General features: G+C 56.1%; 13 protein-coding genes. 6 read left to right on the top strand and 7 right to left on the bottom strand.

Annotation, left to right across the window (positions count from 1 at the left end; all coding sequences use genetic code 11):
* Positions 1 to 27: 27 nt before the first annotated feature.
* Together GVJ63_RS16585 and GVJ63_RS16590 are read right to left on the bottom strand one after the other, a co-directional pair.
* Positions 28 to 855: a hypothetical protein gene (locus GVJ63_RS16585; RefSeq protein WP_159227131.1), complete on the bottom strand. Its 828-nt coding sequence runs from the start codon at positions 853 to 855 to the stop codon at positions 28 to 30.
* A gap of 1 nt (position 856) precedes the next feature.
* Positions 857 to 1054 (bottom strand): hypothetical protein, encoded by a 198-nt coding sequence (locus GVJ63_RS16590; protein WP_010253388.1) that lies wholly within the window; start codon positions 1052 to 1054, stop codon positions 857 to 859.
* A 292-nt stretch (positions 1055 to 1346) separates the two neighbouring features.
* Here GVJ63_RS16590 and GVJ63_RS16595 point away from each other — a divergent pair, with 292 nt between their 5' ends.
* Entirely contained in the window at positions 1347 to 2333 is a 987-nt protein-coding gene (locus GVJ63_RS16595) for an aldo/keto reductase (RefSeq protein WP_159227132.1), read from the top strand.
* A gap of 5 nt (positions 2334 to 2338) precedes the next feature.
* On the opposite strand, the gene GVJ63_RS16600 is transcribed toward GVJ63_RS16595, so the two are convergent.
* Positions 2339 to 3523, bottom strand: a complete 1185-nt coding sequence (locus GVJ63_RS16600; RefSeq protein ID WP_010671506.1) for an NAD(P)/FAD-dependent oxidoreductase — start codon at positions 3521 to 3523, stop codon at positions 2339 to 2341.
* 243 nt (positions 3524 to 3766) lie between these two features.
* Between GVJ63_RS16600 and pitA the strand changes: the two genes are divergently transcribed.
* A complete protein-coding gene (gene pitA, locus GVJ63_RS16605; protein ID WP_010253391.1) occupies positions 3767 to 5269 on the top strand; it encodes an inorganic phosphate transporter PitA in 1503 nt (500 codons plus the stop codon).
* A gap of 37 nt (positions 5270 to 5306) precedes the next feature.
* Here the strand turns inward: pitA and uspB are convergent, their stop codons facing one another.
* Complete coding sequence (uspB, locus tag GVJ63_RS16610) at positions 5307 to 5642, bottom strand: universal stress protein UspB (protein WP_010253393.1); 336 nt, start codon at positions 5640 to 5642, stop codon at positions 5307 to 5309.
* A gap of 416 nt (positions 5643 to 6058) precedes the next feature.
* Here uspB and uspA point away from each other — a divergent pair, with 416 nt between their 5' ends.
* The gene (gene uspA / locus GVJ63_RS16615; RefSeq protein WP_010253396.1) at positions 6059 to 6496 is read left to right on the top strand and encodes a universal stress protein UspA; all 438 of its coding nucleotides are present in this window, start codon (positions 6059 to 6061) and stop codon (positions 6494 to 6496) included.
* Between the two features lie 50 nt (positions 6497 to 6546).
* On the opposite strand, the gene rsmJ is transcribed toward uspA, so the two are convergent.
* Together rsmJ and prlC are read right to left on the bottom strand one after the other, a co-directional pair.
* Complete coding sequence (gene rsmJ, locus GVJ63_RS16620; RefSeq protein ID WP_122457530.1) at positions 6547 to 7293, bottom strand: 16S rRNA (guanine(1516)-N(2))-methyltransferase RsmJ; 747 nt, start codon at positions 7291 to 7293, stop codon at positions 6547 to 6549.
* A gap of 8 nt (positions 7294 to 7301) precedes the next feature.
* On the bottom strand, positions 7302 to 9344 hold the full coding sequence (gene prlC, locus GVJ63_RS16625) for an oligopeptidase A (protein ID WP_010253402.1): 2043 nt from the start codon (positions 9342 to 9344) through the stop codon (positions 7302 to 7304).
* A 430-nt stretch (positions 9345 to 9774) separates the two neighbouring features.
* On the opposite strand from prlC, the gene GVJ63_RS16630 reads away from it, so the two are divergent.
* Both GVJ63_RS16630 and GVJ63_RS16635 read left to right on the top strand, forming a co-directional pair.
* A complete protein-coding gene (locus GVJ63_RS16630) occupies positions 9775 to 10617 on the top strand; it encodes a 23S rRNA (adenine(2030)-N(6))-methyltransferase RlmJ (protein ID WP_069025485.1) in 843 nt (280 codons plus the stop codon).
* A gap of 63 nt (positions 10618 to 10680) precedes the next feature.
* Positions 10681 to 11499 (top strand): CPBP family intramembrane glutamic endopeptidase, encoded by an 819-nt coding sequence (locus tag GVJ63_RS16635; protein ID WP_159227152.1) that lies wholly within the window; start codon positions 10681 to 10683, stop codon positions 11497 to 11499.
* On the opposite strand, the gene rnz is transcribed toward GVJ63_RS16635, so the two are convergent.
* Positions 11496 to 12407, bottom strand: a complete 912-nt coding sequence (rnz, locus tag GVJ63_RS16640; RefSeq protein WP_010253411.1) for a ribonuclease Z — start codon at positions 12405 to 12407, stop codon at positions 11496 to 11498. The two genes, GVJ63_RS16635 and rnz, sit on opposite strands and share 4 nt — an antisense overlap.
* Positions 12408 to 12535: 128 nt before the next feature.
* Here rnz and gorA point away from each other — a divergent pair, with 128 nt between their 5' ends.
* Positions 12536 to 13888 carry a glutathione-disulfide reductase gene (gene gorA, locus GVJ63_RS16645; protein WP_159227133.1) on the top strand — a complete coding sequence of 451 codons (1353 nt, stop codon included), beginning with the start codon at positions 12536 to 12538 and terminating at the stop codon, positions 13886 to 13888.
* Positions 13889 to 13942 lie beyond the last annotated feature (54 nt).

Here is a 13942-nt window from a genome sequence, read left to right on the forward strand (position 1 = left end):
AGGAGCCAGGATGCTGTCCTGGCTCAATTAACCCGCGGTATCCCGGCTTTCATCGTCCGGGCTGTCCGCATCGTCATTACCCTGGCTCTTCTCCACTTCCTGCGGATGTCCCATTGAAAGCGCCGTGGCGCTGGCCGGATCGAACAGCGACAGACTCTCAATCTGGTCAACCATGATCACTTTACGGAACGACATCGCATCTTTGGGTTTCGAGTCGAGCGTGATGTCGTGCTCGGCGTACCACTTGCTGTAGTTATGTTCCACCGCCAGCTTCAGCGTCTTGCTGTCGCGATATCCGCTCAGCATCGGGATCAGAACGATGTTTTTGGTGCTTTCATATTCAAAGGTCGAGGCATGAACCATGCCGATGTAAATGCGGCGCGACTTCAGCGTAATCCACGCCAGTTCGCCCTCTTCCATGCATTGAAACAATAATTGCTCCACGCCATTGGAGCGTGACAGTCGCTGATAGAGGTCTTTACGACCGGAAACGTTCAGTCGTGCGCTGCCTGCCCAGTTTGAGCGATAGAGACAGAGCAGAATGGCAAAGGCGAGCATGATCACCACCGGAGCCTGGATACCCAGGAAGCTCCAGTTCATAAACTCCACCTGCCACTTCAGATGAACGCCGGGGATCATCTGGACGGCGTTGGCGATGCCGGAGATACAGAGCAGCAGTAACCAGACGATGCCGGTCGCGAACACACCCTGCAGGACGAAAATACAACCGTAAAGCGCGACCAGGAAATAGACATCCCAGCCCGACGAACGACGGATTTTAAAGCGGCTGTTCAAATCACGGCTGGTGTACCAGTAACCACTGACCATCAACACCATAAATATTGCGGTACCCACCTCACACTCCCTTTAACGTATTCACGTGGCGGGCAAAATCTTCATGGACTTCCTCGCTCAGCGTGTTGACCGAGATATTGCCGTTTTCATCAATAATGATGCGCTCACCTTCAGCGATCGAGTCGTTGATATCCTGACGGGTCATGATCTGCAGAAACTTATCCGGACTGGCAAAGACCGACTTAACAAATTTAAACATAGCGATCCACTTGTTGGCCTTAAAATTGAAGTATGTGACCGAATCCACACTCTCGCCTGTTTAATTTCGGGTGAAATTTCTTAAAATCAATTAATTAGCGAAGCGGTAGTCACCTTGCCCATGCCGTTTTCCGCTGAAATCTTCAACGTAACCAGCAGCATGGCGTAGCAGCATCGTATTTTTACTGTGCAGGTCTGCAACGACGTCACATCGCCTCTCTGCCAGGAAGCGCTAAGCTCATTGGTTAGCCGCTTTCTGTCACCCTGTCTGAAACGCATCGAGGAATGTTTGCATGAAACTACGAACACTGGGCCGTACCGGTCAGCGCGTCTCCGAAATTGGCTTTGGCGCATGGGCCATTGGCGGAACCTGGGGGGAAGTGAGCATGGAGGATGCCAAAGCCGCGCTGAATGTTGCGCTGGATGCGGGCATTACCTTTATTGATACCGCCGATGTCTATGGCGATGGCCGTTCCGAAAAAATCATCGCAGAGGTGCTGAATCAGCGCGGCGGTGAACGTCCGTTTGTCGCCACCAAGCTGGGGCGTCGCCTCTCGCCACATGTGGCTGAAGGTTACAATGCTGAAAACCTCAACGCCTTTATTGACCGTTCACGCGAGAACCTGCAAACCGACACGCTGGATTTAGTGCAGCTGCATTGCCCGCCGACCGAGGTCTACTACAACCCGGACGTCTTTGCGGTGATGGATGAGATGGTCGCTGCCGGAAAAATCCGTCACTACGGTGTCTCCGTTGAGAAAGTTGAAGAAGGTCTGAAGGCGCTGGAGTTTCCAAACGTCTCGTCAATTCAGCTGATCTACAACATTTTCCGCCAGCGTCCGGCTGAACTGCTGCTGCGTGAAGCGAAACGCCGTGATGTGGCGATCATCGCCCGTGTGCCGCTGGCGTCGGGCCTGCTGACCGGCAAAATGCGTGCCGACAGCGTGTTTGCCGCTGACGACCACCGCACCTTTAACCGTAATGGCGAAGCGTTCGATAAGGGCGAGACCTTTTCCGGCGTGCCTTATGAGGTGGCGCTGGAGGCGGTTGAAGAGATTCGCCGCTTTGTCACTGACGACACCACCATGGCGATGTTTGCCCTGCGCTGGATCCTGATGAACGAAGATGTCAGCGTGGTGATCCCTGGCGCGAAAAACCGCGAACAGGCTGAAGCCAATGCCCGCGCCAGCGATGTCAATGCGCTCTCTGCAGATACGATGGCGGCACTGAAACAGATCTATCAGGAGAAGATCGCGCCTCACGTGCATCAGCGCTGGTAAGCGCCTTACAACGCCTGGGCGCAGGCCCAGGCGGAACTCCACGCCCACTGGAAGTTATAGCCGCCCAGCCAGCCGGTGACATCGGCCACTTCACCAATAAAATAAAGTCCCGGCACCGCACGCGCCTCCATCGTTTTCGAGGAGAGCTGTGTGGTATCCACCCCGCCCAGCGTCACTTCAGCAGTACGATATCCCTCGGTGCCGTTTGGCTGAATGCGCCAGGCGTGCAGCGTCTGCGCCAGCTCGGTTTGCTGTTTGCTGTTGAGCTGCTTCAGGGTGATATCCGGCACCACCTTCAGCGCCTGCAATACTTCCACCAGGCGCTTCGGCAGGATTTTCGCCAGGCTGTTCTTCAGGCTGAGATTCGGATGTGCTTCACGCTGCGCCGTCAGAAACGCCTCAAGCGGCGTGGCAGGCGACAGATCGATGGTGACGAATTCTCCGGGTAGCCAGTAGCTGGAGATTTGTAACACCGCCGGGCCGGAGAGGCCGCGGTGGGTAAACAGCATCGCCTCTTTGAAGCGGGTGCCATCCTGCGCATCGATAGTGGTCTCCAGCGCGACGCCTGACAGCGTCTGCAACTGCTCCAGCAGCGGCTTGTGCAGGGTAAAAGGCACCAGCGCCGCCCGCGTCGGAAAGACGCTCAGCCCGAACTGCTCCGCTATTTTATAGCCAAACGGCGTGGCGCCCAGGCCTGGCATCGACAGACCGCCGCTGGCGATGACCAGCTTCTCCGCCTGAACCGTGCTGCCGTTAAGTTGCAGGGTATAGCCGCTTTCATCGCGCGCCACGCTGAGCACTTCACTCCGCAGCCGCAGGGTGACATTACCCTTGTCACATTCGGCCAGCAGCAGATCGACAATCTGCTGGGCGGAGTCGTCGCAGAAGAGCTGGCCCAGGGTTTTCTCGTGCCAGGCGATACCGTGGCGGTTAACCAGATCGATAAAATCCCACTGGGTATAACGCGCCAGCGCCGATTTACAGAAATGAGGATTGTGCGACAGATACGCCGCCGGTTCGGTGTAGAGATTGGTGAAGTTGCAGCGGCCACCGCCAGACATCAGAATTTTACGTCCCGGCTTTTTGCCGTTATCCAGCAGTAACACGCGGCGTCCCCGCTGCCCGGCCTGGGCGGCGCAGAACAGCCCTGCGGCACCGGCACCAATGATGATAACGTCAAACTGTTCCACTACGACTCGCTCACTTAACTGGAAAGGCGCAGATTGTAGTGATCTGCTCACTGAGACGCCAGCGTCAAAAAAATGCCGCAAATGTGTCATATTGTATCTGTCTAATATCTAACCCTTTTTCTCTGAGTTACCCTTACGCCTTACATCGAAAGGTTAAATTAGCGCTATATTTTCCTTTCCCATACAGCACGTTGTCGCGGATAATGCGCCGCGTTCATGTCCTCCAAAAATGGCGTAACGTTTATGCTACATCTGTTTGCTGGTCTAGACCTCAGTACTAGCCTGTTATTGGTTCTTGCCCTGCTGTTTGTATTGTTTTACGAAGCGATCAACGGTTTCCACGACACGGCCAACGCAGTTGCGACGGTCATCTATACGCGTGCCATGCGTGCCCAGCTTGCTGTGGTCATGGCGGGTGTATTTAACTTCCTTGGCGTGCTGCTCGGTGGATTGAGTGTCGCTTACGCTATTGTTCATATGCTTCCCACCGATCTGTTGTTAAACGTTGGATCGGCTCACGGTCTCGCCATGGTGTTTTCTATGCTGCTGGCGGCGATTATCTGGAACCTCGGCACCTGGTATCTCGGTCTGCCAGCCTCCAGCTCCCATACGCTGATCGGCGCCATTATCGGTATCGGTCTGACCAACGCCCTGATGAGCGGAACCTCGGTGGTTGATGCGCTCAACATCCCGAAAGTGCTGAACATCTTCCTTTCTCTGATCCTGTCGCCGATTGTCGGCCTGGTGATGGCGGGCGGCTTAATCTTTATACTGCGTCGCTACTGGAGCAATACCAAAAAGCGTGCGCGTATTCATATGACGCCTGCTGACCGTGAGAAGATCGACGGCAAGAAAAAGCCGCCGTTCTGGACCCGTATCGCCCTGATTGTTTCGGCAATTGGCGTGAGTTACTCCCACGGTGCGAATGACGGTCAGAAAGGGATCGGCCTGATCATGCTGGTTCTGATTGGCGTGGCACCTGCCGGTTTCGTGGTGAATATGAATGCCTCCGGTTACGACATCACGCGAACCCGCGATGCGGTCAATCACCTGGAGCAGTATTATCAGCAGCATAACGCCTCGCTGACCCATATTATCCAGATGGCACCGCCTAAGCTGCCCACGCCGGAAGAAGTGCCAGCAACCAGCCCGCAGGAGTTCCACTGTGACAGCGCGCGCGCATTACAGGCGGTACAGGGTGCGCAGGTGTTGCTGAATAACCTGCAGAGCTACGATCAGCTGACGGTTGATCAGCGCGGTCAGATGCGTCGTCTGCTGCTGTGTATCTCCGATACCGCTGATAAAGCGGCTCGTCTGCAGGAAACCTCGCCAGATGACAAACGCTTCCTCAATAAGCTGAAAAGCGACCTGCTTGGCACCATCGAGTATGCGCCTATCTGGATTATTGTGGCCGTCGCGCTGGCGCTGGGCATCGGCACCATGATTGGCTGGCGTCGTGTTGCCACCACCATTGGTGAGAAGATTGGTAAAAAAGGCATGACCTATGCGCAGGGAATGTCAGCACAGGTGACAGCAGCGCTGTCGATTGGCGTCGCCAGCTATACCGGCATGCCCGTCTCCACCACGCATATCCTCTCTTCATCGGTTGCCGGTACCATGCTGGTCGACGGTGGCGGGCTGCAGAGCCGGACCATCAAGAACATCGCCATGGCGTGGATCTTCACCCTGCCGGTCTGTATTCTGCTGTCAGGTTCGCTCTACTGGATTGCCTTAAAACTGGTGTGATGCCAGCAAAAAAAAGGGCGACGCAGGTCGCCCTTTTTTAATGCCAGATCGCCAGCGCCACCAGACTGATTACCACCAGTCCGCACAGCGCACTGGTCAGCATAAACTGCCCCCGCACCCGCTCGCAGCGCCGGATAAACTCATCGTCATGATGATCGAGATAGCGCTTTGCCCAGATATAAGTGACCAGCCGCACCTGCTTGCTCGGCTGACCATGAGAGGTGAAAAAACCCGCCCCATCGACATACTGATACAGCAGCGGATCACAACCGCGTAAGACCGCCAGCAGAGCGCGCAGGGATGAAAAATAGCGCGCCATATTCACGATACACACCACGCAAAGCGCCCAAAAAAGCGCAATAGTGCTGATCATATTCTCCCCCTCCCGGCTGGAATCGCAGCAACAGGCCCAGCGTCAGACACTGAGTCCACCTGCAGAAATAACCAGCCACTGAATCACCGGACTGCGAAAGTTTTTCGACCCCCTGAGCGGTTGCGAATCGGACCGCCTTTTTTCAGTGTAGGAGAAATCTTTACATTTTTTCCAACGATGATTTTCGTTCAGCGCGAGTAAATCTGGCATAGCCTTGATCTTATTCATAAGCCAGGCGGCAACGGCAGCATTTACAGTGGGAGAAGGCTATACTGAGGACATAACAACATCATCACCTGCAATGCAGGTAGACACTTTGGTGGCGCTCATCGCCCGCTCGCGCAAGGGATTTCGCTAAGCTGTGACGCGGCAGGAACACCGGATGCCATCCTTAACCTCGTGAAAGGAGTTTTATCATGGCTTATAAACATATCCTGATTGCAGTAGACCTTTCTCCCGAAAGCCAGTTGCTGGTGGATAAGGCCGTCTCGCTGGCTCGTCCGTACGATGCCAGAATTTCCCTGATTCACGTTGATGTCAATTACTCCGACCTCTACACCGGCCTGATTGATGTCAACTTAGGGGATATGCAGAAGCGTATCTCTGAAGAGACGCATGCGGCGCTGAAAGGGTTGTCAGATGCGGCGGGCTACCCGATCAGTGAGACGCTGAGCGGCAGTGGCGACCTCGGCCAGGTACTGGTTGACGCGATCAGAAAATATGACGTTGACCTTGTAGTATGTGGTCATCATCAGGATTTCTGGAGCAAGCTGATGTCCTCAGCCCGTCAGCTGATCAACACCGTGCATATCGACATGCTGATTGTGCCGCTGCGCGATGAAGACGAGGCGTAATTTCGCCGTATAAATGATTAAAGCCGGCGCAGAGCCGGCTTTTTTATGCTTTAAAGCGGTGGGTAAATATCAAAGCGATGGCTTTTGGTTACCACGGCCGCCTGCGTCACAATACCCGCCAGCGGCGGTGCATAGTCTGGCCGTTTAACCACGATGCGTTTCTTCGCCAGCCGGCGAGCGGGTTCCAGTAATGCGTCAGCATCTTCATCCGGCCCCACCAGCGACTGAAACACCCGCATCTCCTTTTTCACCAGCGCACTTTTCTGGCGATGGGGATACATCGGATCGAGATAGACCACATCCGGCGGCGGCGTGATATCCCCCAGCGCCTGCGCGCTGGCCGCATGAATCAGCGTCAGCCGATCGCGCAGCCAGGGGCCAATTTCCGCATCCTGATACCCGCGCTGCAATCCATCTTCCAGCAGCGCAGCGACAACCGGATGACGCTCCAGCATTCGCACCCGGCAGCCCAGCGCCGCCAGTACAAACGCATCTCGTCCCAGCCCGGCGGTGGCATCGACCACATCCGGCAGATAACCGCCTTTGATGCCGACCGCTTTGGCGACGGCTTCGCCGCGTCCACCGCCGAAGCGACGGCGATGGGCCATCGCGCCAGTGACGAAATCAACAAAAATGCCGCCCAGCTTTGGCTCATCACGCTTACGCAGTTCAAGGTGCGTCGGGGTCTGCACCAGCGCCAGCAGTGCCTCTTCATCGTGCTCCAGCTGCCAGCGCTGCGCTAAACGTGATAAGGCGCCGTCTCCGGCGCCTGATTCATCGAGCAAACAGATTTTCACGAACCGACTTATCCCTGAATGCCGTAATGTTCCAGCATCGCATCGAGCTTCGGTTCACGGCCACGGAAGCGTTTGAACAGTTCCATCGGCTCTTCAGAACCGCCACGCGTCAGGATGTTATCCAGGAATGACTGACCGGTTTCACGGTTGAAGATGCCCTCTTCCTCGAAGCGGGAGTAAGCATCCGCCGCCAGCACGTCTGCCCACAGATAGCTGTAGTAACCCGCCGCATAGCCACCCGCAAAGATGTGGCTGAAAGCGTGCGGGAAACGGCCCCATTCCGGACCCGGAACCACTGCCACGCGGCTTTTTACTTCGCGCAGGGTTTCCAGAATCTGAGCACCTTTCTCCGGATTAAACTCGGTGTGCAGGCGGAAATCGAACAGGCCGAACTCCAGCTGACGCAGGATAAACAGCGCAGCCTGATAATTCTTCGCCGCCAGCATTTTATCCAGCAGCTCTTTCGGCAGCGGTTCGCCGGTTTCAAAGTGGCCCGAGATAAAGGCCAGCGCATCCGGTTCCCAGCACCAGTTTTCCATGAACTGGCTTGGCAGTTCGACCGCATCCCATGGCACACCGCTGATACCGGAGACGCCAGGCGCTTCAATGCGGGTCAGCATGTGGTGCAGGCCGTGACCAAACTCATGGAACAGGGTGATCACTTCGTCATGGGTGAACAACGCAGGTTTGCCTTTCACCGGACGGTTAAAGTTACAGGTCAGGTAGGCAACCGGCTTCTGCAGGCTGCCATCGGCTTTACGCATCTGGCCGACGCAGTCATCCATCCAGGCACCGCCACGTTTATGTTCGCGGGCGTAGAGATCGAGATAGAAGCTGCCGCGCAGTTCGCCGGTTTCATCGAACAGATCGAAGAACTTCACGTCAGGATGATAAACCTCAACGTCGTTACGCTGCTTCGCCGTGATGCCGTAAATGCGTTTCACCACCTCAAACAGACCGGCGACCGCACGCTCTTCCGGGAAGTAAGGGCGCAGTTGCTCATCGCTGATGGTGTAGAGATGCTGCTTCTGCTTTTCACCGTAATAGGTGAGATCCCACGGATTAAGCTCGGTCACGCCGTGCTCTTTACGGGCAAAGGCGCGCAGCTGCTCCAGCTCTTTTTCACCCTGCGGACGGGCGCGTTCCGCCAGGTCATTAAGGAAGTCGATTACCTGGGACGGGCTTTGCGCCATTTTGGTCGCCAGCGATTTATCGGCGTAGGAGTCGAAGCCCAGCAGCTGTGCCAGCTCGTGACGCAGCGCCAGCTCTTCCGCCATGATTGGGCCGTTATCCCACTTACCGGCGTTCGGACCCTGATCGGAGGCGCGCGTCGCATAGGCGCGATACATCTCTTCACGCAGCGCAGCGTTGTCGCAGTAGGTCATGACCGGCAGATAGCTTGGGATATCCAGCGTCAGCAGCCAGCCTTCCTGCTCTTTGGCTTCAGCCTGTGCTTTAGCCGCCGCCAGCGCGCTTTCCGGCATACCGGCCAGCTCGCTTTCATCGGTAATCAGCTTGCTCCAGCCCATGGTGGCATCGAGCACGTTGTTGCTGTAAGCCGAACCCAGCTCAGAGAGGCGCGCGGCGATTTCGCCGTAGCGCTGCTGTTTATCTTTTGGCAGGCCGATGCCGGAGAGTTCGAAATCACGCAGGGCATTATCGACCGCTTTCTTCTGCGCCAGATCCAGTGCAGCGTACTGATCGCCCTCTTTCAGGTTGCGATACGCCTGATAGAGCCCTTCATGCTGACCAACCCAGGTGCTGTATTCAGAGAGCAGCGGCAGCGTCTGCTCATAGGCTTCACGCAGCTCCGGGCTGTTTTTCACCGCATTAAGGTGGCTGACCGGTGAGAAGATACGGCTCAGGCGATCGTCAGTTTCCGCCAGCGGCTGAACCAGATTATCCCAGGTATACGGCGCACCCTGCGCCACGACTTTTTCGACTTCTGCGCGACAGTGGCTCAGCACTTCCGTCACGGCAGGCACCACATGTTCAGGCTTAATGGCAGAAAAAGGGGGTAGCGTAAAAGATGTCAGTAGCGGATTGGTCATAGCGCAGTCCTTTATAGATGTATGGGGCGCAGCGGGTCGCGCAACGCAATCTAAGTAACATGCGGCTTAGTGTAGCGAAAATCAATGGCAGCCAGGATGAGGTGGGGAAGAAACGCGCGAATAGCAGCACGGAAGATGCACGCTTTTATCTCATGCACATGATGCTGGCTGGCGCGTCGGGGAAGATTTGCGGTCGCTTTCCGTGACTGCGTGCCGGGAACCACACGCCCCGCCCTGAGCGGCTTGCGGTAATCCCGATTTGTTATCACGCTTCTGGCCCATCAACAGGTCATCCCTGATATAATCGCGGATTCTCATGCTTTTCCTGCGTCGGTTGCTGTGCGTCGTTCTGTGGGTAATACGTGAGGTAATAATTGGTATAAATTGATTTTCCATCAATTAAAACCTTATACATTCAACAGGATAAACAATGCTGAGTTATCGCCATAGCTTCCATGCTGGCAACCACGCCGACGTGCTGAAGCACACCGTTCTGAGCCTGATCATCACGGCGCTGAAAGAGAAAGAGAAACCGTTTTTCTACCTGGATACCCATGCGGGCGCAGGTCGCTATCAGCTTAGCGGCGAGCACGCCGAGCGTACCGGTGAATATCTGGAAGGCATCTCACGTATCTGGCAGCAGCCCGATGCGCCGGAATTGCTGCAACCCTATTTTGATGCGATTCGTGCGCTGAACCGTAGCGGCACGCTGCGCTACTATCCGGGTTCGCCACTGATTGCCCGCCATCTGCTGCGTGAAGATGACAAACTGCAACTCACTGAGCTGCACTCCAGCGACTATCCGCTGCTGCGTAACGAATTCAGCAAAGACAACCGCGCCCGCGTCGATCGTGCCGACGGTTATCAGCAGTTAAAATCGAAACTGCCACCGCCGTCACGTCGCGGTCTGGTTCTGATCGATCCGCCGTATGAGATGAAAAGCGACTACCAGGCCGTGGTGAAAGGGATTCAGGAAGGCCATAAACGTTTTGGCACCGGCGTCTTTGCGTTGTGGTATCCGGTGGTTTTACGCCAGCAGATCAAACATATGCTGCGCGACCTGGAAGCGACCGGCATTCGCAATATTCTGCAAATCGAACTGGCGGCCCGTCCGGACAGCGATCAGCGCGGCATGACCGCCTCCGGCATGATCGTGATTAACCCGCCGTGGAAACTGGCCCAGCAGATGAATACCCTGCTGCCTTGGCTGCACCAGAAACTGGTTCCGGCGGGTACCGGCCACTACGCGGTTAACCAGATCGTACCCGAATAACTCTCTTTGTCTTCTACGCCGCCGCTCACTACCGGTGCGGCGGCGTTGTACCAGGTCTTTACCATGTGGATCATACTGGCTGGCGCGCTGGCCGCGCTGCAACCGGCCCGACGGCTGGCATTATTATTACTGGCGCTCACCACACTGCTGGGTTTTTATCAGGACGTGTTAGCGTGGCCGGTGCTGCTGCTGTTTACCGGCACCGCCGCTGTGGTGGCACTCCGTATTTATGACCGTGACCATCATCGACGACAAATAGTGACCGAAGCGCTGCTGGTGCTGATCGCCATCGGGTTGCTCCTCCATCTTTTTCCAGGCTTTAATAATCCCCTTAAGGCAGAGGATGTGCAGGCCGGACCGCGCAGCGTGCCTTTCAGCTTCGGGTTTAACTTCGATAAAGCGCTTATTCCTTTTGTACTGCTGGCCTGCCTGCCGACGCTGTTTCGCGCGCCTGCCACGCCACCACGCTATCGACTACCCGCCGCACTGGCGCTGATCGCCGCCATTCCGCTGCTGCTGTACTGCGCGGTATTACTGGGCGGATTAGCGTTTGAGCGACATACACCGGACTGGCTGGGGCCATTTATGCTCGCCAACCTGTTCTTTGTTTCGCTGGCGGAAGAGGCCCTGTTTCGTGGCTATCTGCAGCAGCGATTAAAGCAGGTAGTGGGCGGCATCCCGGCGCTGTTACTGAGCGCGCTGCTGTTTGGTCTGGTGCATCTGAGCGGCGGCCTGTTGCTGGTGATCTTCGCCACCCTGGCCGGGCTGTTATATGGGCTGGCGTGGCACTGGAGCGGCCGCTTATGGCTGGCGACCGCCCTGCACTTTGGCCTTAACCTGACCCATCTGCTGTTTTTCACTTATCCCGCACTGCATCATTAGAGGTTAAAAACCGCCAGATCCCAGGCCAGCTCGGTGCAGGGAAAAATCGTCTGGCACTCCGCCAGCAGGCGGTTCATGTCTTTTGCCAGATAGCGTGAACTGAAATGGGTGGCGATCAGGCGTTTTGCCCCGGCGCGTTTTGCCACTTCGGCGGCCTGCAGTGTGGTGGAGTGCCCGCGCCCGTTGGCTTTTTCTACCATCGCGGCCTCCAGCGTGGTTTCATGCACCATCAGGTCAACATTGGCCGCCAGTTGCAGCGCGACCTCAGTAGGTGCCGTATCGCCAAAGATGGCCAGCGTTTTGCCGGGTGTCGCGGGGCCAAGATAGTCAGCACCGTTGATTACCCGCCCATCTTCCAGCGTCACGCATTCACCCTGCTTCAGCTGCTGAAACCACGGGCCGCGTGGCACCCCTTCCGCTTTCAGCCGCGCAGCATCCAGCAAACCGGGTTTATCATGCTGTTCAATGCGATAGCCAAAACACTCCACCGGATGGCTCAGCGGCCAGGCGCTGATACGAAACTCACCGTCGTCCAGCGTCCAGCCCGCCTCAATCTCAACGATGGTCAGCGGGTAGTCGGTGTAAGAGCCGCTGATCGACAGCGCCGTCTCAACAAAGGTTTTTAATCCCCTGGGGCCATAGACCGTCATCGGTGTGGTCAGCCCGGCCATTGACCGGCTGGTGAGTAATCCCGGCAGCCCGAAAATATGATCGCCATGCAGATGGGTGATAAAAATCTTATCCAGCTTGCCCGGTTTGAGGCTGGAGCGCATAAACTGTAATTGTGTGCCTTCCCCGCAGTCGAACAGCCAGGTTTCACCACTCAGCGCGCGGGTAAAAGCAATAGACGTGACGTTACGTTGCAGGCTGGGAGCACCGCCGCCGGTGCCGAGAAAAGTAAGGTGCATGGTATGCTTCCCTGTAAGCGAGTGAAAAAACAGAACCCTATTACAATCATAGGCGCAAACTTTGCGTCATTTCGACCCGCAGCGTTACACTCAACCCCAATTTTTTATGCAACCGGATGGATACTTCAATGACCCGACATTTCGACTATCTCGCCATTGGCGGCGGCAGTGGCGGCATCGCCTCAATTAACCGTGCGGCTATGTATGGCCAGAAATGTGCCCTGATTGAAGCGAAAGAGCTGGGCGGCACCTGCGTGAACGTGGGCTGCGTGCCGAAGAAAATCATGTGGCATGCCGCGCAAATCGCCGAAGCGATCCATCTCTACGGACCGGATTATGGCTTCGACACCACCGTGAATCGCTTCGACTGGGCCACACTGGTGAAAAACCGCAGCGCCTACATTGATCGCATCCACAACTCCTATGACAACGTGCTGGGTAAAAACAAAGTTGAAGTGATCAAAGGCTTTGCCCGCTTTGTCGATGCGCACAGTGTTGAAGTCAACGGCGAGATTATCACGGCTAACCATATTCTGATCGCCACCGGCGGTCGTCCGGTCCACCCTTCTATCCCGGGTGCAGAGTACGGCATTGATTCCGACGGTTTCTTTGAGCTGGACGCGCTGCCAAAACGCACTGCGGTCATCGGCGCAGGCTACATTGCGGTTGAGCTGGCTGGCGTGGTTAACGCGCTGGGATCGGAAACGCATCTGTTCGTCCGTAAACACGCGCCGCTGCGCAGCTTCGATCCGCTGCTTACCGAAACGCTGGTCGAAGTGATGAACAGCGAAGGCCCGGCGCTGCACACCAAATCTATTCCAAAAGCTGTGATTAAAAACGGCGATGGTAGCCTGACGCTGCAGCTGGAAAACGGCAGCGAATATACCGTGGATTGCCTGGTCTGGGCGATTGGCCGTGAGCCCGCCAACGATGCCCTGAATATTGACGCCGCTGGCGTCGCGCTGGACGACAAAGGCTATATCAAAGTCGATAAATTCCAGAACACCAATGTGTCAGGCATCTACGCCGTGGGCGACAACACCGGTGCGGTTGAGCTGACGCCGGTTGCGGTCGCGGCGGGCCGTCGTCTCTCTGAGCGTCTGTTTAACAACAAACCGGACGAGCATCTGGATTACAGCAATATTCCGACGGTGGTGTTCAGTCATCCGCCGATTGGTACCGTGGGACTGACCGAGCCGCAGGCACGGGAACAGTATGGCGACGACCAGGTGAAGGTTTATAAATCGTCATTTACCGCCATGTACACTGCGGTAACCCAGCATCGTCAGCCGTGTCGCATGAAGCTGGTCTGTGTGGGTGCAGATGAGAAGATTGTCGGCATTCACGGTATCGGATTCGGCATGGATGAGATGCTGCAGGGCTTCGCTGTGGCGCTGAAAATGGGTGCCACTAAAAAGGACTTCGATAACACCGTGGCGATCCATCCGACCGCCTCCGAAGAGTTCGTGACGATGCGTTAATTCCCCGAACAAAATACTATTGGGAAAAACTGGTCATCAGGGCCAGTTTTTTCC

It is taken from the genome of Pantoea sp. 18059 (assembly GCF_902706165.1).
In the GTDB taxonomy this organism is placed as follows: domain Bacteria; phylum Pseudomonadota; class Gammaproteobacteria; order Enterobacterales; family Enterobacteriaceae; genus Pantoea; species Pantoea agglomerans.